Source organism: Agitococcus lubricus, from assembly GCF_003051055.1.
In the GTDB taxonomy this organism is placed as follows: Bacteria; Pseudomonadota; Gammaproteobacteria; order Pseudomonadales; family Moraxellaceae; genus Agitococcus; species Agitococcus lubricus.
Genome location: NZ_QAON01000016.1, coordinates 20,466 through 41,239 on the forward strand (window position 1 = coordinate 20,466; position 20,774 = coordinate 41,239).

General features: G+C 44.7%; 18 protein-coding genes and 1 pseudogene. 11 read left to right on the forward strand and 8 right to left on the reverse strand.

The annotated features are described in order from the left end of the window. Positions 1–2 precede the first annotated feature (2 nt). The 8 genes from ubiH to C8N29_RS13660 all read left to right on the forward strand — a co-directional run bounded on the left by ubiH (position 3) and on the right by C8N29_RS13660 (position 8,410). Positions 3–1,208 (forward strand): 2-octaprenyl-6-methoxyphenyl hydroxylase, encoded by a 1,206-nt coding sequence (ubiH, locus tag C8N29_RS13625; RefSeq protein ID WP_107866623.1) that lies wholly within the window; start codon positions 3–5, stop codon positions 1,206–1,208. Continuing rightward, on the forward strand, positions 1,205–2,407 hold the full coding sequence (locus tag C8N29_RS13630; protein WP_107866624.1) for a UbiH/UbiF/VisC/COQ6 family ubiquinone biosynthesis hydroxylase: 1,203 nt from the start codon (positions 1,205–1,207) through the stop codon (positions 2,405–2,407). The genes ubiH and C8N29_RS13630 overlap by 4 nt, the downstream gene beginning before the upstream one ends. Before the next feature lie 187 nt (positions 2,408–2,594). After that, complete coding sequence (locus C8N29_RS13635) at positions 2,595–2,903, forward strand: hypothetical protein (RefSeq protein WP_107866625.1); 309 nt, start codon at positions 2,595–2,597, stop codon at positions 2,901–2,903. 340 nt (positions 2,904–3,243) lie between these two features. Further along, positions 3,244–4,041: a nucleoside triphosphate pyrophosphohydrolase gene (mazG, locus tag C8N29_RS13640; protein ID WP_239987172.1), complete on the forward strand. Its 798-nt coding sequence runs from the start codon at positions 3,244–3,246 to the stop codon at positions 4,039–4,041. Continuing rightward, complete coding sequence (moaA, locus tag C8N29_RS13645) at positions 4,028–5,014, forward strand: GTP 3',8-cyclase MoaA (protein ID WP_107866626.1); 987 nt, start codon at positions 4,028–4,030, stop codon at positions 5,012–5,014. Before mazG ends, moaA begins: the two co-directional genes overlap by 14 nt. A gap of 25 nt (positions 5,015–5,039) precedes the next feature. Beyond that, entirely contained in the window at positions 5,040–5,582 is a 543-nt protein-coding gene (gene moaB / locus C8N29_RS13650) for a molybdenum cofactor biosynthesis protein B (RefSeq protein ID WP_107866627.1), read from the forward strand. Then, positions 5,579–6,814 carry a molybdopterin molybdotransferase MoeA gene (locus tag C8N29_RS13655; protein ID WP_107866628.1) on the forward strand — a complete coding sequence of 412 codons (1,236 nt, stop codon included), beginning with the start codon at positions 5,579–5,581 and terminating at the stop codon, positions 6,812–6,814. Before moaB ends, C8N29_RS13655 begins: the two co-directional genes overlap by 4 nt. A 585-nt stretch (positions 6,815–7,399) precedes the next feature. Further along, on the forward strand, positions 7,400–8,410 hold the full coding sequence (locus C8N29_RS13660; protein WP_107866629.1) for a porin: 1,011 nt from the start codon (positions 7,400–7,402) through the stop codon (positions 8,408–8,410). A 29-nt stretch (positions 8,411–8,439) separates the two neighbouring features. Here the strand turns inward: C8N29_RS13660 and nth are convergent, their stop codons facing one another. The 7 genes and pseudogenes from nth to rsxA all read right to left on the reverse strand — a co-directional run bounded on the left by nth (position 8,440) and on the right by rsxA (position 14,391). Further along, a complete protein-coding gene (gene nth, locus C8N29_RS13665; RefSeq protein WP_107866630.1) occupies positions 8,440–9,078 on the reverse strand; it encodes an endonuclease III in 639 nt (212 codons plus the stop codon). Between the two features lie 86 nt (positions 9,079–9,164). Continuing rightward, entirely contained in the window at positions 9,165–9,869 is a 705-nt protein-coding gene (locus C8N29_RS13670) for an electron transport complex subunit E (protein ID WP_107866631.1), read from the reverse strand. A 67-nt stretch (positions 9,870–9,936) separates the two neighbouring features. Next, complete coding sequence (gene rsxG / locus C8N29_RS13675; protein ID WP_107866632.1) at positions 9,937–10,545, reverse strand: electron transport complex subunit RsxG; 609 nt, start codon at positions 10,543–10,545, stop codon at positions 9,937–9,939. Further along, complete coding sequence (locus C8N29_RS13680) at positions 10,542–11,558, reverse strand: RnfABCDGE type electron transport complex subunit D (protein WP_107866633.1); 1,017 nt, start codon at positions 11,556–11,558, stop codon at positions 10,542–10,544. The genes rsxG and C8N29_RS13680 overlap by 4 nt, the downstream gene beginning before the upstream one ends. A 10-nt stretch (positions 11,559–11,568) precedes the next feature. Continuing rightward, complete coding sequence (rsxC, locus tag C8N29_RS13685; protein WP_107866634.1) at positions 11,569–13,224, reverse strand: electron transport complex subunit RsxC; 1,656 nt, start codon at positions 13,222–13,224, stop codon at positions 11,569–11,571. Positions 13,225–13,313: 89 nt separating this feature from the next. After that, a pseudogene (gene rsxB, locus C8N29_RS13690) lies at positions 13,314–13,805 on the reverse strand (electron transport complex subunit RsxB); the annotation flags it as partial. Position 13,806: 1 nt separating this feature from the next. Beyond that, positions 13,807–14,391, reverse strand: a complete 585-nt coding sequence (gene rsxA, locus C8N29_RS13695) for an electron transport complex subunit RsxA (protein ID WP_107866636.1) — start codon at positions 14,389–14,391, stop codon at positions 13,807–13,809. Between the two features lie 363 nt (positions 14,392–14,754). On the opposite strand from rsxA, the gene C8N29_RS13700 reads away from it, so the two are divergent. Both C8N29_RS13700 and C8N29_RS13705 read left to right on the forward strand, forming a co-directional pair. Then, the gene (locus C8N29_RS13700; protein WP_146164474.1) at positions 14,755–16,248 is read left to right on the forward strand and encodes an amidase; all 1,494 of its coding nucleotides are present in this window, start codon (positions 14,755–14,757) and stop codon (positions 16,246–16,248) included. Positions 16,249–16,329: 81 nt separating this feature from the next. Then, positions 16,330–17,235 (forward strand): alpha/beta fold hydrolase, encoded by a 906-nt coding sequence (locus tag C8N29_RS13705; protein WP_107866638.1) that lies wholly within the window; start codon positions 16,330–16,332, stop codon positions 17,233–17,235. Between the two features lie 74 nt (positions 17,236–17,309). Here C8N29_RS13705 and C8N29_RS13710 read toward each other — a convergent pair whose 3' ends face one another. Continuing rightward, positions 17,310–18,761: a flavin-containing monooxygenase gene (locus C8N29_RS13710; RefSeq protein ID WP_107866639.1), complete on the reverse strand. Its 1,452-nt coding sequence runs from the start codon at positions 18,759–18,761 to the stop codon at positions 17,310–17,312. A 443-nt stretch (positions 18,762–19,204) separates the two neighbouring features. Between C8N29_RS13710 and C8N29_RS17330 the strand changes: the two genes are divergently transcribed. Further along, positions 19,205–20,713, forward strand: a complete 1,509-nt coding sequence (locus C8N29_RS17330; RefSeq protein ID WP_107866640.1) for an ATP-binding response regulator — start codon at positions 19,205–19,207, stop codon at positions 20,711–20,713. Positions 20,714–20,774 lie beyond the last annotated feature (61 nt).

The following is a 20,774-nucleotide window of genomic DNA, read 5'->3' on the forward strand; positions in this document are numbered from 1 at the left end:
CAGTGCAGCATACACAGGTCATTATTGTGGGCGGTGGCATGGTAGGATTAACCTTGGCACTCCTGTTAGCACAACATCCCTTTGACATTACTCTATTAGAGGCCGTTCCCTTACCTCCCCTAAACATCCATGAACCATTACCGTATCGTCCGAGTTTTGATGCGCGTAATACCGCCTTGTCTCGCCGTACCGTAGCCACGTATGAAGCATTGGGGATATGGCAAGCATTGCAGCAGTATGCGACGCCGATTCATCATATTCATATTTCGGAGCAGGGTGGTTTTGGTATCTCGCGTTTACATGCTCAAGAGGAAAAAGTAGAGAGCTTTGGCCAAGTCATTGAAAATGCATGGCTAGGGTTGGTTTTGTTAGCGGCCGTCAAAAAAAATAGCCGTATTCGTCTGTTAGATGGGGCGACGGTGACAGGTCTAAACACCACAGCAAGCCATGCCACCGTCAGTTTTAATTATCAAAACCAATCCCAACAACTCAGTGCGCCTTTAGTGGTTGCCGCAGATGGTGCAGACTCCCTTTGCCGTCAGCTATTAGGCGTCATGGCAACCCGTCATCATTATCAACAAACGGCTTTAGTCACTACCGTACAAACCCATCTGCCACACCAGCAAACCGCGTTTGAACGCTTTACGGCACAAGGTCCTTTGGCCTTATTGCCACTACCCGATAATCGTCGTTCTATGGTGTGGACAGTACCAACGGGACAAGAAACAACCTTAATCAACTGCACAGACGAGGAATTCCTGCACCAGTTGCAACATACCTTTGGCAATCGTGCGGGTAAGTTTGTTAAAACAGGCAAACGTTTTGCCTATCCCTTAGTCCAAGTATTGGCGGCGCAACAAGCCTTGCCTAGGGTCGTGATATTAGGCAATGCGGCTCACACCTTACATCCTGTAGCGGGGCAGGGCTTTAACTTATGTTTGCGTGATTGTTTGGTACTCCGTGATAGTTTAGTCAAACAACAAGAAGCACAAGCAGATATTGGTGATTTTGTGCATCTCAAAGCCTATGAGCAAGCGCGTTTAATCGACCAACAACGTGTGATTCGTTTTTGTGATGGCGTAGTACGTGGTTTTTCAAATCAACACATGGGCTTACGCTTAGCACGTAATTTAGGATTGTTAGCCTTTGATGTAATGCCGAATGCCAAACAAACGGTCGCGAACTATGCCATGGGTTTAAGCGTATGAAGGTAGATCTTATCATTGTTGGCGCAGGAATGGTGGGTAGTTTGTTAGCCGCCGCCTTAAAGCCATACGCACTTAACATTGCCTTGATTGACCAAAGTCCGCCTTTAGAACCCGTCCATGATGCGCCTTATGAACCGCGTGTGTCCGCCTTAACGCTGGCAAGCCAACGTATATTGATGCATGTGGGAGCATGGCCAATAGTCGCCAGTCATCGTATTGCCCCGTTTACTACCATGTATGTTCGTGAGCAAGAAGGCCGTGCCGAACTTCATTTTGCTGCTAAAGATTTAGGCCAGACCCATTTAGGTCATTTAATAGAAAATCCGTTATTACAATGGAGTCTGACAACGGTTGCTCAACAACAAAGTGCATTACACTATTTTGCGCCAGACAGCGTGGTCGAGTTTATACCGCTCGCTCAGGGTTGGCGTTTAATATTGGCCAGTGGGGAAGTATTGGACGCTCCGTTGGTGGTGGGTGCAGATGGTGCTTTTTCCTCAGTACGCCAAGCAGCCAATATTGGCGTGGCAACATGGGATTACCATCAGCAAGCGCTTGTATGTACAGTGCAAACAGAAAAGCCACATGAGGCTTGTGCGCGCCAGATTTTTTTGCCAACGGGGCCTTTGGCTTTTTTACCGCTGTCAGCACCAGATTACTGTTCTATCGTTTGGTCGGCTACAAATGAAGAGGCTAAACAATTATTGAGTCTATCTGATGACGAGTTCAAACAGCAACTGGCCAGAGCCTTTGCCTATCAATTAGGCGATGTGCTGAGTGTAGACCGCCGTCATGCGTTTCCTTTAGTGGCTAGACACGCAGAGCGTTATTATGGTCAAGGCGTGGTGTTGATTGGCGATGCAGCACACACCATTCATCCCTTAGCAGGTCAGGGGGTTAATTTGGGCTTTTTAGATGCTGCCGTATTAGCTGAAGAAATAGGACGCGCTTTAGCACGGGGTTTGCCACTGGCACATCCACAAGTGTTGAGTCGTTATAGCCGCCGTCGTCGTGGCCATAATGCCATGATGATGCATAGCATGACGGGTTTAGAACGTTTATATGCGGCTAAATTACCCGCGCTGATTATGGCGAGAAACGAAGGTGTGAGTTTTGTTAATCAGCAACAATGGCTTAAGCAATTATTTGAACAACACGCAATGGGCTTGAGTGGCGACCTACCAGCGCTTGCAATTTGATTATTATCAAGACAAGTGAGCGTTTTATCACGATAAAGCTCTCATAAAACGGCTAGAAATTTTTGCGAAAACGCGTAAAAATTTATCCATCCCCTGTGCGGTCGAGAAAATGAACGGCAAAAGCGCAATGACAACGTGCCAAAGCAAGTCTACTCGTCTGCACTGACCTAAACATGAGGAGCGTAACATGTCGACGAATGACTTCGATGATGAATTTGATGAAACCGCAGACCCTGTAGATGATGAGCCTGAGGGTGGCGATGAGGATATCGTCCTAGACGCCGAAAGTGGTGAACCTGCCCCTAAAGAAAAGGACATTGATTTGACCGATGCAGAAACCTTAACCGTTTCTAGCAAAGAAGCAGCGCGTCGGCAGTTAGAGGAAGACATGGAACGCTTTTTAGCTTCAGGTGGACGAATCCGTGAAATTCCACCCGATGAAAGTGCAGACCCACCTAAACGTCCTACCAGCAGTTATGGTTCTAAACCTATCTAAATCAACAACAGCGCTTGTGTGAGTGGTCATACAAGCTGCTGTCTGCTCATGTACAAAATATCTCAGGATGTTGTTATCAACAAAACACGTTTATCAAGCCTAAGCTAGGTGACTTACATCCTATTGGCCAAAAAATCTGTCTTTGCTTGCGTTGAAGCAATATTCAAGTGGTTTTTACTCGCGTATGTTTTTGTGTGCTGACCACGCTTATCACAGAGGGCGGTTATGTCCAAACGCTGAAACAGCGCGCAGTTGACTCATCAGCCATCATTTTTCATCCTAGATGACGCATAACAGCGTATGCTTATGCTTGCGTATACCGTATGGAGGACTGTAATCAGTGGCACACTATACCTTAGAAGATTTATTAAAGATTATGGCGCAGTTGCGTGGTAGCAATGGCTGTAATTGGGATAAAGCGCAAACGTTTGCCTCGTTAGCACCTTATGCCATTGAGGAGGCTCACGAAGTTGCCGAGGTAATAGCCGAGCAAAAATATCATCTGTTAGCAGATGAGTTGGGCGATTTATTGTTGCAAGTTGTCTTTCAGTCACAAATTGCCTCAGAGCAAGGATTATTTAGCTTTGCCGATGTGGTGCAAGCCATTAGTGAAAAAATGGTTCGTCGGCATCCGCATGTCTTTAATGAACAACAAGATTTATCGCCAGAACAAGTCAGTGCACAATGGGCGCTGATTAAAGCGCAAGAGCCAAGTACACATAAAGCGCGTCGTTATTTATTGGAGCATGTGGCCACAGGGCAGCCTGCATTGACCCGTGCCGAAAAGCTACAAAAACAAGCGTCTAAGGTGGGCTTTGATTGGCATGACCCCAACGCAGTAATCGCTAAATTGCGTGAAGAATTAGACGAAGTAGAGGATGCCATTGCCCATAGTCCAGCGACGATTGCTGAGGAGCTTGGGGACTTATTATTTTGTGTGGTGAATCTAGCGCGGCATCTCCGTGTAGATGCAGAACAATGCCTAAAACTCGCAAACAGTAAATTTACCCGCCGTTTTAATTTTATAGAAGACCACTTGCAACAGCAGGATAAAACCTTTAGTCAAACGAACCTTATAGAAATGGAACAGCTTTGGCAGTTAGCAAAACAAGCAGAGTCTGATTATGGCACTCATTGATGGTTTTGGCCGCGAAATCACCTATGTCCGTTTATCGGTGACTGACCGTTGTGATTTTCGTTGTGTCTATTGCATGAGTGAAGACATGCAGTTTTTGCCACGAGCACAAGTACTGAGTTTGGAAGAAATCTACCGTATTGGTCGAATACTGGTGGCTTTGGGCGTGACAAAAATTCGACTCACAGGCGGTGAACCCTTAATTAGACAAAATATAGTCTGGTTAGTGACGGAATTGGCGCAATTAGAGGGGCTGAAAGAGTTAACACTCACCACAAACGGGTCTCGTCTTAGTCAACTGGCAGCGCCCTTAAAAGCGGCAGGTTTAAGTCGTATCAATATCAGCCTAGACAGCCTACAAACTAAACGATTTAAGGACATTACGCGCACAGGCGACTTAGCAGACGTGTTAGCAGGCATACAAGCCGCACAAGATGCAGGGTTTAAGCGTATCAAACTAAATACGGTGATAATGCGTGGTTATAACGAAGATGAGGTACTGGATTTAGTCAATTTTGTACGTCAACAGCAGCTAGACATTGCCTTTATTGAAGAAATGCCCCTAGGACAGATTGACGACCATACACGCCAACAAACGTATATGAGTAGTGATGAACTCAGAGCGCAAATCAGTACGGTTTATCCCTTGCATGCCGTGACAGACAGTACAGGTGGACCCGCGCGCTATTATGCGATGTCGGATAGTCTCAGTCGTATTGGCTTTATCTCGCCACATAGTCATAATTTTTGTGGCGATTGTAATCGGGTGCGTGTCACCGTAGAAGGACGCCTATTGTTATGTTTGGGCAACGAGCATTCAATCGACTTAAAAGCGGTGTTAAGAGCCTCGCCAGACGATGATAAAGCCGTCATTGAGGCGATTCATGCCGCTTTAGCCCATAAACCCGAACGTCATTATTTTGATTTAGCCAATGAGCCACAAATTGTTCGTTTTATGAATATGACAGGTGGTTAATTATACACTCCCTAGGATAAGAAATATGTCCAGTAAAATCGAAAAACCGTTTATCCCATTAAACATTGCCATATTAACGGTATCGGATACGCGCACTTTAGAAACAGATACCTCAGGACAGTATTTGATTGACGCCTTAACAGGGGCGGGTCATCAACTGGCAGCGCGTCACATTGTGAAAGATGATATTTATCAAATTAGAGCAGTCGTTTCTGCTTGGATAGCCAGTCCGCAGGTACAAAGCATCATCATTACGGGCGGAACAGGGTTTTCGGGTCGGGATAGTACCCCCGAAGCGGTTCATGTGTTGTTTGATAAGCACATCGAAGGCTTTGGCGAGTTATTTCGTCAATTTTCAGTCGCCGAAATTGGTACAAGCACCTTACAGTCGCGTGCGTTGGCGGGTTTTGCCAACCATACCGTCATTTTTTGTGTACCAGGCTCGACAAATGCCTGTAAAACAGCATGGATTAATATTTTGTCTCAACAGCTAGATAATCAGCATCGTCCTTGTAATTTTGTGCCCCACCTAAAAACGCTACCTCAGTGTGAGAGTAGAGAGCAATGAGTAGCTGCCCTAGTCATGGCTTGATGCCCATTGCTCAAGCACAAACGCGATTGGAGCAAGCAGGTCGCCATCAACTATTGCCTGTAGAAACGATTAGTATTTATGAGGCGCTAGATAGGATTTTAGCGGAAGATGTGATAGCAACCTTGGATGTGCCACCCCAAGCAAATTCGGCGATGGATGGTTATGCAGTGTGCTGTGACAAATTCTGCACGCAACAACCCTATGTGGTTAGCCAGCGAATTACTGCGGGTGTAGCGCCGCAGCCATTATTAGACGGAACTGTCGCGCGTATTTTTACAGGCGCAGTCATTCCTGAAGGGGCAAATGCAGTCATTATGCAGGAAGATGCCGTGGTTGCGGCGGATGGAACAGTCAGTTTTGTCATCCAGCCAGACGCATACGATAATATCCGCCCTCAAGGTCAGGATATTCGACAGGGAACCCGTATTTTAAGCCAAGGCACACGCCTATCGCCAGCAGCAATTGGCTTATTAGCGACGATTGGTCACGCTAAGGTGAACGTATATCGTCGTCTAAAGGTGATGTTTTTTTGTACGGGCAATGAATTGGTTGAGCCAAGTCAGCCACTCGCTAGTGGTCAAATTTATAACAGTAATCGTGCTTTATTAGCCAGCTTACTCAAAAAACTAGATATAGACCTGATAGATGGCGGTGTTATTCCTGATAATTTAGAGGCTACCTTAGATGCACTACAACAAGCCACACAACAAGCCGATGTCATCATGACAACAGGTGGTGTATCTGTGGGCGAAGAAGACCATGTCAAAGCCGCTGTCAACCAATGTGGACGTTTAGAGTTATGGAAAATTGCCATTAAACCAGGTAAACCCTTGGCCTTTGGTTATGTCCATGAAACCCCATTTTTGGGGCTGCCAGGTAACCCACAATCTGTTTTTGTTACCTTTGCGATACTGGCACGTATTTTTCTCATCAATTATCAAGGTCAACGTGACGGGCTAACCCCACAATTCGCCCTGATTGCCAGTGACTTTGCTATTAAAAAGGCGCAAACCAGAACCGAATATCTGCGGGTAAAAGTAGTACATGGTTCGGACGGTTTACGTTTGATTAAACACGATAATCAAAGTAGCGGCGTATTATCATCTGCCGTATGGGCGGATGGTTTTGCGGTCATTCCTGCGGGACAAATTGTCAGTCAGGGGGATTTATTAGCCTTTTTGTCGTTTAGTAGCTTGTTGCTTGCTTGACGAGCGTGTGAATAATTTGTTACAAGGTTGGCGTTTGCTGATAAATTGAGTGAATTACATAACTAATGTCATGCGTTTGCTACAGATAACAAGATAGCGGGCATTTTTTAGGTTTACTGAAGGATAAAAAAAGCAACATTCTACTCTCGTTTCAATAGCTATATCGTGCCGTGTGATTGACAACAACGACGTATCTGCGCAAGCAAATAAGTCACTTTGTTGGGCTAATAAAGATTGATATAGATGACCTAAGTCATGCCTGTCTCAGTCCTAAAGGGTTAATAGACCCTGATGTAAACGAAGCTGAATTGAAGGGATAAGCGCGGTTAAACTAAAGTCAGTCTCAGTGCCATAAAAAATTAACTGTGACCGATTTGGAGTGAGATAGCGCTTTTTGTTTATTTTTTGTAAAAGTCAAGCAGAAATATCTGGTGATATTTGCAAAATAACATTGACAGTCCCATGAAAAATGTTACAAATTATGTCATAGTCTGTGCGAATGTAAAAAGTGTGCACTAAAACAAAGCACACTCAAGTCCAAACTGACACGCGCACAGTGATTACTAACCGAAAGGGGAAAGCCAAATGAAACGTAATGTATTAGCTTTAGCAGTAGGCGCGGCCTTAGTTCTGCCATTAGTTGCACAAGCTGCACCAACTGTTTATGGTCGTCTGAACTTATCTGTAGATTATATGGATGTTGATGATGGCACTAAAACAGACGGTGGTTGGGCATTAAATAGCAATGCGTCACGTGTTGGTGTAAAAGGTAACGAAAAATTAAGCGATGAATTTACCGTTGTTTACAAAGCCGAGTGGGAAGTGCAGGGTGATGTGAAGGCAGCTTCTGAGTTAGATGCCCGTGAGCGTTATATTGGCTTAAAGCACTTTCAATGGGGTACTGTACGTTTAGGTTATATTGATTCCCCTCTTAAAAATGCAGAAGACTCTGTCGATGTATTTAATGACCACAGTGAATTAGATATGGGCAACTTTATCTATGGTCAAAAACGTTTAGGTAACTCCTTGAACTATGTTTCCCCTAAATTCTTAGATGTATTTGGTGCAAACGTATCCTTAGTACCAGGTGAAAAACAACTTACCGCGACAGTAGGCCCTGAGGAAAACCATTTAGCCGATGGTTATTCCGCTGCCTTTAGTTATGAAGATGATTCTTTGTATTTAGGCGCTGCCCTTGACAAAGAAATTGAGGATATGGACGCTGTTCGTTTGAATGCTCGTTTTAAAATGGGTGACTTGACCTTATCGGGTATGTATCAAACGGCTGAAAATTCATTTGGTCCCAGTGAGACCGAAGAGTCTGTGGTCGGTAGTTTTACTTATGATTTAGATAAGTGGACAGTACGCGGTCAGTATTTGCAGTCTAACAAAGACAAATTCGATGTTGGTAGTGGTCTGAATCAGCAAACTAATACCATCTTAATTGGTGGCGGTATTGATTATAGCTTTACCCAAAGCACCAAAGTATACGGTAATGCGGCTTCGATAGTAAAAGACGATAAATATAGTTACGTAGATGGTGCGAAAGACCGTAAAGGCTTCTTAGTAGGTGCAGGTATCGAAACCCGCTTCTAAGCACTGCGCTTGCTAGACTAAACGCCCCATCATTGGGGCGTTTTGTTTTTGTATTGGCATAAATCCGCGACTAAACACTGGCTACATTTAGGACTACGCGCTGTACATACGTAACGACCATGCAGAATTAACCAATGATGCGCATCTAACGTAAATTGTTTAGGAACTTTTTTCAGTAATTGCTGTTCTACGCCCTCTACCGAGTCGGATTTTGCTAAACCTAAACGATTAGCCACTCTAAAAATGTGTGTGTCCACAGCAATCGTGGGCTGACCAAAGGCGGTATTTAACACGACATTGGCTGTTTTTCGTCCTACGCCTGCGAGTGCTTCTAATTCGGCACGCGTGGACGGCACTTGGCTTTGATGGTCGCTAATCAGACGTTGACACGTTTTGATGATGTTTTCAGCCTTAGCATTATAAAGGCCAATGGTTTTAATATAATTTTTTAAGCCATCAACCCCTAAGGCGAGAATGGCTTCGGGGGTATTGGCAATGGGATATAACTGGGCAGTGGCTTTATTCACACTGACATCGGTGGCTTGGGCAGACAAAATAACCGCAATCAATAATTCAAAAGGCGTTTGATAGACTAGTTCTGTCGTAGGGTGAGGATTGTGATGTTGTAAACGGGTGAACAATTCAACAATGTCATGTTTTTTGAGCATGATGTAATACCAATCCCTCTAATCAAAGCGGAGTCAATCTCGGTGACGTTATACGAAACAAAGTTAAAGTTTTGTGTTTGTGGTGTTTAACTAATATGTCCTGTTGTTCTGACCCGTTTACTGCCTGTCTGCCCGTGTTTAGTGTGCTGCTTTTTGCGCTTTAGTTGCTCATCTATACTGTTTTTTGCGGCAATCACCAAACCAAGACATAAAAATGCACCTGGTGGTAAGACAAAAAATAAGAACGGCTTATAGTCTGCTAAACGTAGTGTCCAAGTACGGGCATATTCCCCAAATAACAAATGCATATTGGCAAACAGTGTGCCGTAGCCTAAGCCTTCGCGCATTGCACCCAGTAAGACTAAGACCAGTGTAAACCCAAGTCCAACCATCAAACCATCAAATGCGGCGGCAAGGGTGTTATTTTTTGAGGCAAAGGCTTCTGCGCGTCCCAGCAGGGCGCAGTTGGTGACAATTAATGGAATAAAAATACCCAAAGCCTGATAGAGTGAATAACTAAAGGCATGGATAAGTAATTCTATACACGAGACAAACGCAGCAATAATCATCACAAAAATGGGAATACGCAGTGTGTTTGGTACCCAATGACGCACCGCAGAGACCGCCGCATTGGAGGTGACTAGAGCCAACGTGGTGGCTAGGCCGAGGCTTAATCCGTTGACTACAGAGCCAGAACACGCTAATAGGGGGCATAAGCCTAAGAGTTGTACCGTTGCCGTGTTGTTGCGCCAGAGACCATCAATGGCAATGGTTTTATAAATGGACGTCATGGGGCTATTCTCTGTGAATTGGCAATGTAATCAGCCATCGCTGTTTGATAAAATAGGGTTATCGTAGCTAGTCAAATAAAGTTTGCTGGTGCAACTGATAATAAAGCAAGGCATTTTTAACCGCTGCTACAACCGCTCGTGGGGTAATGGTTGCACCCGTAAACTGGTCAAATTGGCCGCCATCTTTTTTGACTGCCCAGTGTGCGGCGACAGGATTGGCTAACGATTTTGATGTGAACTGCGTTATCCAGTCCGATTTTTCGCTTTCTATGGCATCACCTAAGCCTGGTGTTTCTTTATGGCTTAAAACCTTTACCCCTAATAATTGGCCATTGTTAGCGACTGCAACTAAGAGATGAATTTTACCACTATACCCATCAGGGCTAACGACAGGAAAAATAACCCCTATAGGTTGGCCATTTTTACGCGCCCGATACACCAGACTGGGTTTTTCTAAATGCAGTAAGGTTTGGTTATCAATAAGGCGTGTATCGTGAAGTAAATCGTTATCGTAGTTTGATGCAGGAATCAGTGTGTTTAAGGAATCCATGAGTTGTATTTGTTGACTAGCCGCAATCTTGTTTTTACTGAGCGCATAGACGCCTGCAATCAATCCAGTGCAGAGTAGAGCAAATACCGCTAAAACACGTGCATTCTGACGAATACTGGCATTCATGGTTGTTTCTTTGTCCATTTAATCGGTTGATGACCAAAGGTGCGAGGTTGACAGAGGTGGTCAAGCATAGGAGCGGCTAAATTCATTAATAATACGGCAAAAGCGACAGCATCTGGGTAGCCACCCCATGTGCGAACAATATAAATGAGTAGACCAATGCCTGCACCGTATATCAGACGACCTAATGGCGTGGTTGCTGCGCTGACGGGGTCGGTAGCAATAAAAAAAGCAGCCATCATGGTCGCACCACTGAGCAAATGCAGGATGGGTGATGCAAAGTGCTGACTATCTACGCAGTAAAAAAGCAAAGACATAAGACTTAAACTGGCTAACATGCTGACGGGAATAGCGTATTGAATGACTTTTTGACGTAATAAATACAAACCACCCAAACCAAAACTGAGGTTGACTAAGGCCGATGATGCCGATAAGTGACCATCAGCTAAAAACGAAGGCTGCGTAATGCCTTGATATTGGCTTTGTTGGCGCAAGGTGTCTAAGACGGTTGCTCCTGTGAGTTGGTCAATTTGTAGTGGATTACCCGTAAAAAAAGACCACCATGATGACAGGTCTATCAACTGTTGTGGCCAACGTGTCATTTCTACAGGAAAAGAAACCAACAATAATGCATAGGCAACCATAGCGGGGTTGAAGGGATTTTGCCCTAGACCACCATAAAGATGCTTGGCAATCACAATCGCAAAAAATAGCCCAATCACAGGCAGCCACCACGGTGCCAGTGGACTAAGAGATAGGCCTAATAATAAACCTGTCACGGCAGCAGAACCGTCTTTTAGGAAGAAAAGTACGGCTTTGCCGCGTAGTTTTAGGCAAACTGCTTCAAATACGATGGCAAGCAACATACACCAAAGACTATTGAGAAGATAACCCAGACCAAAACATACACTTAACGCGAGCAGGGCTGGTAAGGTAGCGTAAATCACTTGCCTCATCAGTTTAGGTGTCTGTTGCCCACTGCGCTGATGGGGTGAACTTACGGAAAGTAATGCCATAATCTTCTCTCTAAGGTGGCGGTTGTAGCTCGGCTTCAATCCGTTTGACTTCTTGTGCTAACTGAGCAATTTCAGCCTCAAGCACCTCGGTGCTTTCTTGATTGGCTTGTGCTACAGTGAGTTTCTTTTGCGCTTTTTTTAGATTACTACGGGCAAGTGCGGCGGCAATCATCAGCGATTTACCATCGCTTGGTGCTTGGTGGTTTGTCGTTGTTAAGGGCGTTGCGGCAGCCTCGGCTTTTGCCTTACGGCGCGCTTCTTTTTCGGCCTCTTCTTGTGTGATACGCTGTTTACGCCGCTCAAAACGTAGTTTGGCGCGTTCTGATTTGAGCGCTTCTTGCTGTTGGTCGGCAATCACTCCTTTGGCATAGCGATAATATTGCACCAGTGGAATGTTACTGGGACAAACATAAGCACAGGCACCGCATTCAATACAATCCGCTAAGTGATGTTGTTGTGCTTGTTCAAACTGCTCACTTTTGCTAAACCAATACAGTTGTTGTGGCAATAAATTGACAGGGCAGACGGGCACACAATCCCCACAGCGAATACACGGCATTTCAGGCTCGGTAGGTGGAAAGTCTTGTGCAGTGGCTGCAATGACGCAATTGGTGGTTTTAATCACAGGAATATGGGGATGAGGCAGGGTATAACCCATCATGGGCCCACCTATAATGAGACGTGTACTACGTGCGGGCTGGTAATCTGCCTGTGCTAGGAGATGCGCAATCGGTGTACCAAATAACACTTCATAGTTAGCGGGTTTATGCACACCTAAACCTGTGACCGTTGTGATACGTGAAATCGAAGGTTCACCTAAGGCGACCGCTCGATACACGGCAACGGCGGTAGCCACATTCAGGCAAAATACACCAACATCGGTGGTGCGTCCTTGGGCAGGTGTTTCTCTGCCAGTCAACAAGTACACGGTTTGTCGTGCGGCACCTGAGGGATAACGGGTGGGAGTGGCTAATACAGAAATACAAGTATCGACTCGACTGGCAGTCATCATTGCCATGAGTGCTTCGGGCTTATTGTCCTCTATCCCAACAATAATATGTTTGGCTTGTAAGATATGCCGAATAATGCGTGCCCCTTCGATAATCTCGGCGGCACGCTCACGCATTAACATATCGTCAGAGCTGATATAAGGTTCGCACTCCATGCCATTCACGACGACAATATCTATGGCATGATGGATACTCAGTTTCGCTTCTGTTGGAAAGCCAGCGCCTCCCATACCCGCAATACCCGCCTCACGAATCAGCGCAAGTAAGGTGCGAGCGTTGGCAGAAAAATAATCATCTAAACCTGTGTGTGTACACCATTCATCGTGACCATCAGGTTCAATCACTACACACAAGGCATGGAGTTGTGAGGGATGGTCAACGGGATACTGACCAATAGCGGTAATGATACCTGAGGTTGGGGCATGTACAGGTGCCGCAACAAACGCGCGTGTTTCGCCAATTTTTTGTCCTTTTAAGACATGCTCGCCAATATCAACAATCGGTTTAGCTTCTTCCCCCTGATGTTGCAGCATGGGTACAATTAATTGTGCGGGTAAAGGAATGTGCTGAATGGGGCACTGTGTCGAGGCTTGTTTGTGTTCAGGCGGATGGATACCGCCGATTAATGGCCATTGCGCATACGTGAACTGAGTCATTCGTCGACCTGCATGATAGGAATTTTATGTGCTGTAGACGCAGGTTGCGGTAAGGGCCAATGCCATGTTTCGCGTGTGACAGGCATAGGAATCATGTCAATACAATCAACAGGACAAGGGTCTACACATAAATCGCAGCCCGTACATTCACTCACAATCACCGTATGCGTATGTTTGGCGGCACCAATAATGGCATCAACAGGACAGGCCTGAATACATTTAGTACACCCAATACATGCGTCTTCACGAATATAGGCGACCTTTTTAATAGGGTTTTCGACACCGTATTCACTGTCTAAAGGCAATGGCTCTACACCCATCAAGGCAGCAATTTTGTTGATGGTTTCTTGGCCGCCAGGCACACAATGATTGATGGCTTCCCCTTGTGCGATAGCTTCGGCATAAGGACGACAGCCTGGATGCCCACATTGCCCACACTGTGTTTGTGGTAGCAACGCATCTAATTGTTCTACGATGGGGTCGGCTTCGACTTTAAACTTATCGGCAGCAAAGCCTAAAATGGCACCTGCTAACAGTGCAACCAGTCCAATCACTACCACCGCGCCTAAAATCGTCAACATGTTAAAATTTCACGAGGCCTGTAAAGCCCATAAACGATAAAGACATCAATGCCGCCGTTATCATGGCAATAGCATTCCCTCTAAAAGGTTTGGGGACGTCAGCAACATTAATGCGCTCACGCATGGCTGCAAACAATACTAATACCAGTGCAAAGCCTAAACCAGCCCCTAAACCTGTCAATAAGGCCTTGATAAAACTGGCATCTTGCCCACGAATATTTAATAAGGCGACACCCAATACAATACAGTTAGTAGTAATGAGGGGTAAATAAATACCTAAGATGCGATACAAAGCAGGGCTCGTCTTATGCAGTACCATTTCGGTAAATTGTACTGTTACCGCAATCACTAAGATAAAAGTTAAGGTGTTGAGATAGTCTAGATGTAGAGGCTTTAAGATAAAGGCGTAGCTCAAATACGCTAGGGCAGAAGACAAAGTTAGCACAAAAGTGGTGGCCAGTGCTAAACCTGCGGCGGTGCTCAATTTTTTAGATGTCCCCATAAAAGGACACAACCCCAAAAATTGAACTAAGACAAAATTATTGACCAAAATCGTACTAATTAACAGCAGTAAATAATCAGTCATGGTCTCGATATCGTAAAAAGAGATTACATCAGTACAACGGAGATGGCTCACGGAATTTGCATGGATTATGCATACAACAACGATATTGTTAATAATACAAACGATGTGGTCATCTAAGCCGAGCTCTATTTTAACGCGAATTTGAGAACAAATGCGTAAGGGGTGACGCTATTTTGTCGAGAATAGCCCACTTTTAATGAAAAATGACAAGTATTTTGGCGCAATAAGACCTAGATTCATGCCAAAAATTGAACGATAGTACCTAAAACAGCGAGAAGCCATACCTCCAACACACAGTAGATAGGGGCGTTATTGAGGGGATGGCTCGTTAAACTAGCATCAACTGTGAAAGGCAAAAATCCTATGTTATTAAAACAATCTGCTATTGCTTTAGCGGCCGATATCAAAGCTAAAAAAATAAGTTCAAGAATGGTTGTAGAAGCACATATTGCCCAAATCAAGTGTGTGAATCCACGCTTAAATGCGGTCATTTGCCATCGTTTTGAACAGGCGCTACGTGAAGCAGATGCGGCTGATAATCTCATTGCAAAAGCAACCAACTTTAATGAGTTACCACCATTATTAGGTGTCCCTTGTACTATTAAAGATACCTTTGAGTTTGAAGGTATGCCGCAAGCGGTGGGTATGGTCTCGCGTAAAGATGTCTTTGGTCAATCTGATGCCTATGCGGTGAATGCTTTACGTCGAGCGGGTGCCATTCCGCTTGGTGTGACCAATACCCCCGAATTAGCCATGTGGTATGAAACGTATAACCGCGTTTATGGCAGAACAAAAAATGCCTATGACCGTACACGGATTACAGGCGGTTCATCAGGCGGTGAGGGCGCTATTGTGGGCGCAGGGGGCAGTCCTTTTGGCTTAGGCTCAGATGTAGCAGGCTCTATTCGTATGCCCGCTTTTTTTAATGGTGTTTTTGGCCACAAAGCCTCTCCGTTGTTAATTAATAACGAGGGACATTTTCCGAGTGCACATGGCCAAACCTTAAATTATTTATCGGCTGGCCCCTTGTGTAGACGTGCGGAAGATTTAGAACCTTTAGTGCGTATTTTAGCGGGTAGCCAGAGTTATCGCCTAAAATCGGTGGCACAGGTGGATATCAGTCAATTGCGGGTCATCACAGTCAGTCCAGAGCGGGGGCCAAAAGTCAGCCCCGATATTTTAAATGCACAGCAACAGGCTGTAGATGCATTGGTTGCACAAGGGGCACGTCATCTCACGGTCGATTTACCGTTGTTAGATGATGCTTTTATGATTTGGTCAAGCCTGTTGGCAGATTCATCGACACCTGAACACTCGTTTACCGCCATGTTGTTTGGTGAATACCACATTAAACATCCCGTCAAAGCGTTGATGCAAATGGCAATCCAAGGCAAACAGTCACCACATACGCTGCCGTTATTAATGCTCACCTTACTAGAACAGTTTCCAAACTTGGCAGTAGGACAGCGAAAACATTACGTCAAATTAGGTTTACAACTCAAACAACAGCTCAACGAATTATTAGCAGACGATGGCGTATTGATTATGCCAACCTTTCCTAAAGTCGCCCCCAGACATGGACACCCCCTCTTAAAACCATTTGACTTTGTAGATTGTGCGATTGTGAATGCCATGGAGCTGCCGTCCACTGCTGTACCGATGGGCTTAAATGCCAGTGGTATACCCACGGGTATTCAAGTGGTCAGCAATCAGCATAATGACCATTTATCATTAGCTTGTGCGCTCAGTTTAGAAAAAGCAGTTGGCGGGTGGGTGCCACCATGGCAACAATGGTTAGCGGATTTGCCCATGAATCTAGCACGTCAGCCAAAGCGTAAAACTAAAATCATGATATAACATCGAGGTTTAAGTCATCATCGTGGCACATGTGTTAAAAAAGTGCTAAATAACCCATGAATTTGAAATAGGTAACTACGTATGAGTATGCAAGAAGGCAAGGCGACTGTTGGTGAAATTGAATTAGCCTATGACCGTTGGGGTGACCCACAAGCACCAGCTGTATTTTTGATTATGGGCTTAGGTGCGCAAATGCTATTATGGCCAGAATCATTTTGCCAAGCCTTAGTCAGACAAGGATACCAAGTCATCCGCTTTGATAATCGTGATATTGGCTTATCCAGTAAAATTAAAAAGCGTAGTGAAAAACAAAATTTTTGGTTGGCTATGGCGCGCTTCCAAATGGGCTTAGCTAATCCTGCACCCTATAACTTATATGATATGGCAGCCGATACCGTGGGGCTGATGTCAAGTTTAGGGATTGAACGGGCGCATATTATTGGTGCATCCATGGGGGGCATGATTGGTCAAATTATTGCCGCCAAATATCCCGAACGCGTTATTAGTTTGGGGATATTATTTTCGAGTAATAATCAGCCTTTATTACCGCCACCACATCCGAATGCGTTTTTTCCCTTAATTAAAGGGCCGGGTGCGCACGCGCCACGCGATATGTTACTTGACCATAGTGTCAAATTATTTACGGCGATTGGTAGTCCTGCTTACCGTATGACGCCTGATGAAATTCGTCATTTTGCAGGCGGCTTAATGGATAGAAGTTTTCATCCTGCGGGGGTAAAACGTCACTTTTTAGCGGTCATGGGTACGGGCAATCTACGGCCATTAGCTAAATATATTCGTGTGCCAACGCTGGTCGTACATGGTAAAGAAGATAAGTTATTGCGGCCTGCTTGCGGTAAAGCGGTGGCTAAAAGTATTAAAGGGGCGCGTTTTGAACTGATTGATGGCATGGGGCATGATATACCAAATGCCTTAGCGCCAAGACTCGCTGACTTGTTTGCTAGTAATATGATAAAGGCAGCGTAAATATTGGATTTAAATAATCCTAAATGGCTCTAAAACAAGGCCTTTATGCGTGCCGCATAAAGGCCAGTCGTTGTTTATTTAAACTCTAAGGCAGGGTTTAGTAAGTTGCCAAATTTTAAGGCTGTGGCATCGCGTAAATAGTCATTCAGTACCATCCACGGTGCTTTATCGCCTTGACGTGGTAAATTATCTGCACCACGACGTACATAGCCAGAGGCTAAACTACCCATGACGGTATCGTCGGTACGTTGTACGTTTTGCGCTCTTGGAGTGACAGTTTTCAAACCATGTTTATCCATATGCGCAATAATGCGGCAAAAGTGCTCACAGACAATGTCTGCTTTAAGTGTCCATGAGGCATTGGTATAACCAAAAATAGCTAACATATTAGGAATATCATTCATCATCATGCCTTTGTAAGCCATGTGCTCTTTGATATCGATAGCCTTACCATCTACGCTCATTTTAGCGCCGCCAAAGAGTTGTAAATTTAGACCCGTCGCGGTCACAATAATATCAGCATCTAAATGGCGTCCAGACTCTAATTGAATACCTGTTTCGTCGAAGGTTTTGATATTGTCTGTGACAATATCCGCTTTACCATGACGTAAGGTTTTGAATAAATCGCCATCAGGGACGACGCATAAACGCTCATCCCATGGATTATAACGTGGGCTAAAGTGTTTAATATCGACTTTGTCGCCTAATTGATGCTTGGTCAAACTACGCAGTAAGCGACGCACGACAGCAGGTTTTTCGCGGGATGCGGTGTACAAAGCGCGTTGTAAGCCAATATTACGCACACGGGTGGCGGTATAAATGGCTTTTATAGGTAAGAAACGCGCTAGTTTTGACCATACAGGGTCAACCGCAGGCACGGTCATGACATAAGTAGGGGAGCGTTGTAACATCGTGACCTGTGCACCGCCTGCGGCCATCGACGGTACCAGTGTAATGGCGGTCGCGCCACTACCAATCACCACCACTTTTTTACCTTGATAGTCTAAAGACTCAGGCCAATGTTGTGGATGCACAATGGTTCCTTTGAATTGGTCGCGTCCTTTAAACTCAGGCGTAAAGCCTGCATCGTAACTGTAGTAACCGGTGGCGGCGATGAGATAACGAGCCGTAAAAATTTCATCTTGCCCCGTAGTTTCATTGTGTGCGGTCACTGTCCAGTGGCCTTTGTCAGTTGACCATGCGGCAGAGACCACTTTGCGGCTAAAACGGATGTGTGGAGTAACGCCATATCGCTCAGCCGTATCCATCACATAGCGTTTAATAGAAGGACCATCGGCTAATACTTTGGGTTCCCGCCAAGGACGAAAACTATAACCAAAGGTTGACATATCAGAATCAGAGCGAATACCAGGATACTTAAACAAATCCCATGTACCGCCAATTGCCTGACGACGTTCTAAAATAGCATAACTTTTATTTTTAAATTTACGCGTTAAATGACAAGCTGCGCCAATACCCGACAAGCCTGCCCCTAAAATTAATACATCAAAATGGGATTTCGACATTGATTTGCTCCACTATTGTTATCTTTTTATGACCGTCTCTAAGACTAGTAGAAAAAGAGACCCTAGGAAAGATATCACCATAGGATATCTAGATAAAGATGAATACGACTAGGATAACTAATTGGATGATTGTAATGAATGTTTGGCAAAAAAGTATTTGCCCAAATGACACAGTAAATGGATGTTTTTTCTATAGATATCTACGTGTATAGTTAATAAGTGTTGGGTACTTAATTGCAACATCAAATTTGAGCCTCTCTGTTTTGTGCCGTTTAATCCCTTATCCCTCAGATAAGCCGTTGAGTTGAAACAGGATTGCAATTGATACGCGCTTGGATATACTCACAGCCGATAGCCTAATTTACATAACACGAATGTTATTGCTACGCAAAAAATATGTTTAATCATCATCACGCATTTGTTGTTGGCCTTTGGAGTGATACATGCAGGATATTCAAATTAGTATTAACCCTGATGTTGTAGCTGCTAAGGTGTTGTTGGTTGATGACCAAGCGATTATTGGCGAAGCGATACGTCGTATTTTAGCAACAGAACCGAGCTTTAGTTTTCATTTTTGTAGTGATGCAACCCAAGCCCTACAAGTGGCAAAACAAGTACAGCCTACCGTGATATTGCAAGATTTGGTCATGCCGCAAACCGATGGTTTAACCTTAGTACGTGCATATCGGGCTGATGAAGCAACAGAAGCCATTCCGATTATTGTCTTATCAACCAAAGAAGAGCCCAAAATAAAAAGTGCAGCTTTTGCAATGGGGGCTAATGACTATTTGGTGAAATTGCCTGATGCTTTAGAGTTAATTGCGCGTATCAAATATCACTCACGCTCTTATATAGCATTACGTCAACGGGATGAAGCCACCCAAGCCCTACAGGTGAGCCAATCTCAGCTTTTACACACACATCAAGAACTCCAATTGTTACTAGATACTGTCCCGACAGGTATTCTGAAGTTAGATGCGATGGGGCGTATTGTCCAATACAACAAAGCGGCTCAAGTCTTATTAAGTCCGTCGGGAGTCGCCTTGGATAGTATCATCTTTAGCGAGCTGTTAGAGGCGCAAGCGCGTGACGACTTTGCCACACAACTACAAGAAGCGATACAGCAAAAGCAAAGTACCTATATTGAAGCCAATTTACTATTAAACCCCGCCATGCCCACACTTCCTGTGGAGTATTTAATTACGCGACTCCCTACCACGCAGGGCATAGAGTTGAGTTTAGTGATACGTGACATCACCGAACGTAAAGCCGTAGATAAAGCAAAAAATGAATTTTTTGCGACGATGAGTCATGAGCTGCGTACGCCATTGACGTCGATTCGCGGCTCATTAGCGATGATTTTAAGTGGCAAGTTTGGTGAGCTAAACGATAAAACCCAACGTATGCTAGAAGTTGCTCATCGCAATAGTGACCATATTGGACGTTTGATTAACGATATCCTAGATATGGAAAAAATGGCTATGGGTGGGATGGACTTTACTCTTTCTGAGGTAGATGCCGATTTAGCCATGGAAACCGCGATTAGTGCCAATGAAGGTTATGCCTTGCGCTATAACGTCCAACTACAAATTATACAACCTAGCCAAGGCTTGCGTGTACAGGCCGACGAAGTTCGCTTACAACAAGTATTTGCCAATTTAATTTCGAATGCCATCAAATACAGTCATGCCCATGCAGTTGTCGAGCTAAAAGCAACGCATCATCAGCAGATGGTGCGATTTAGCGTCAGAGATTATGGTGTCGGTATTCCAGAGTCTTTTAGAGAGCACGTGTTTAATCGATTTGCGCAAGCAAATACGGCCAAAGCAGGGACGGGTTTAGGTCTTAATATTGCGCGTAGTATTGTCGAATATTTAGGTGGGCAAATAAATTTTCACTCGTCCGAGCAGGGGACAGAATTTTATTTTGATTTGCCTCGTGTCAATAGATGATGGCAGTTGCAGCTTAAACAGTATTTTTTTAGAAAAATTCAACAGATAAAACGCCGTAATT

Bases quoted from the DNA above. Each gene is read 5' to 3' on its own strand.
- C8N29_RS13630 (WP_107866624.1), top strand. From the start codon at position 1,205: ATGAAGGTAGATCTTATCATTGTTGGCGCAGGAATGGTGGGTAGTTTG.
- C8N29_RS13635 (WP_107866625.1), top strand. From the start codon at position 2,595: ATGTCGACGAATGACTTCGATGATGAATTTGATGAAACCGCAGACCCT.
- moaA (WP_107866626.1), top strand. From the start codon at position 4,028: ATGGCACTCATTGATGGTTTTGGCCGCGAAATCACCTATGTCCGTTTA.
- moaB (WP_107866627.1), top strand. From the start codon at position 5,040: ATGTCCAGTAAAATCGAAAAACCGTTTATCCCATTAAACATTGCCATA.
- C8N29_RS13655 (WP_107866628.1), top strand. From the start codon at position 5,579: ATGAGTAGCTGCCCTAGTCATGGCTTGATGCCCATTGCTCAAGCACAA.
- C8N29_RS13660 (WP_107866629.1), top strand. From the start codon at position 7,400: ATGAAACGTAATGTATTAGCTTTAGCAGTAGGCGCGGCCTTAGTTCTG.
- nth (WP_107866630.1), bottom strand. From the start codon at position 9,078: ATGCTCAAAAAACATGACATTGTTGAATTGTTCACCCGTTTACAACAT.
- C8N29_RS13670 (WP_107866631.1), bottom strand. From the start codon at position 9,869: ATGACGTCCATTTATAAAACCATTGCCATTGATGGTCTCTGGCGCAAC.
- rsxG (WP_107866632.1), bottom strand. From the start codon at position 10,545: ATGAATGCCAGTATTCGTCAGAATGCACGTGTTTTAGCGGTATTTGCT.
- C8N29_RS13680 (WP_107866633.1), bottom strand. From the start codon at position 11,558: ATGGCATTACTTTCCGTAAGTTCACCCCATCAGCGCAGTGGGCAACAG.
- rsxC (WP_107866634.1), bottom strand. From the start codon at position 13,224: ATGACTCAGTTCACGTATGCGCAATGGCCATTAATCGGCGGTATCCAT.
- rsxA (WP_107866636.1), bottom strand. From the start codon at position 14,391: ATGACTGATTATTTACTGCTGTTAATTAGTACGATTTTGGTCAATAAT.
- C8N29_RS13700 (WP_146164474.1), top strand. From the start codon at position 14,755: ATGTTATTAAAACAATCTGCTATTGCTTTAGCGGCCGATATCAAAGCT.
- C8N29_RS13705 (WP_107866638.1), top strand. From the start codon at position 16,330: ATGAGTATGCAAGAAGGCAAGGCGACTGTTGGTGAAATTGAATTAGCC.
- C8N29_RS13710 (WP_107866639.1), bottom strand. From the start codon at position 18,761: ATGTCGAAATCCCATTTTGATGTATTAATTTTAGGGGCAGGCTTGTCG.
- C8N29_RS17330 (WP_107866640.1), top strand. From the start codon at position 19,205: ATGCAGGATATTCAAATTAGTATTAACCCTGATGTTGTAGCTGCTAAG.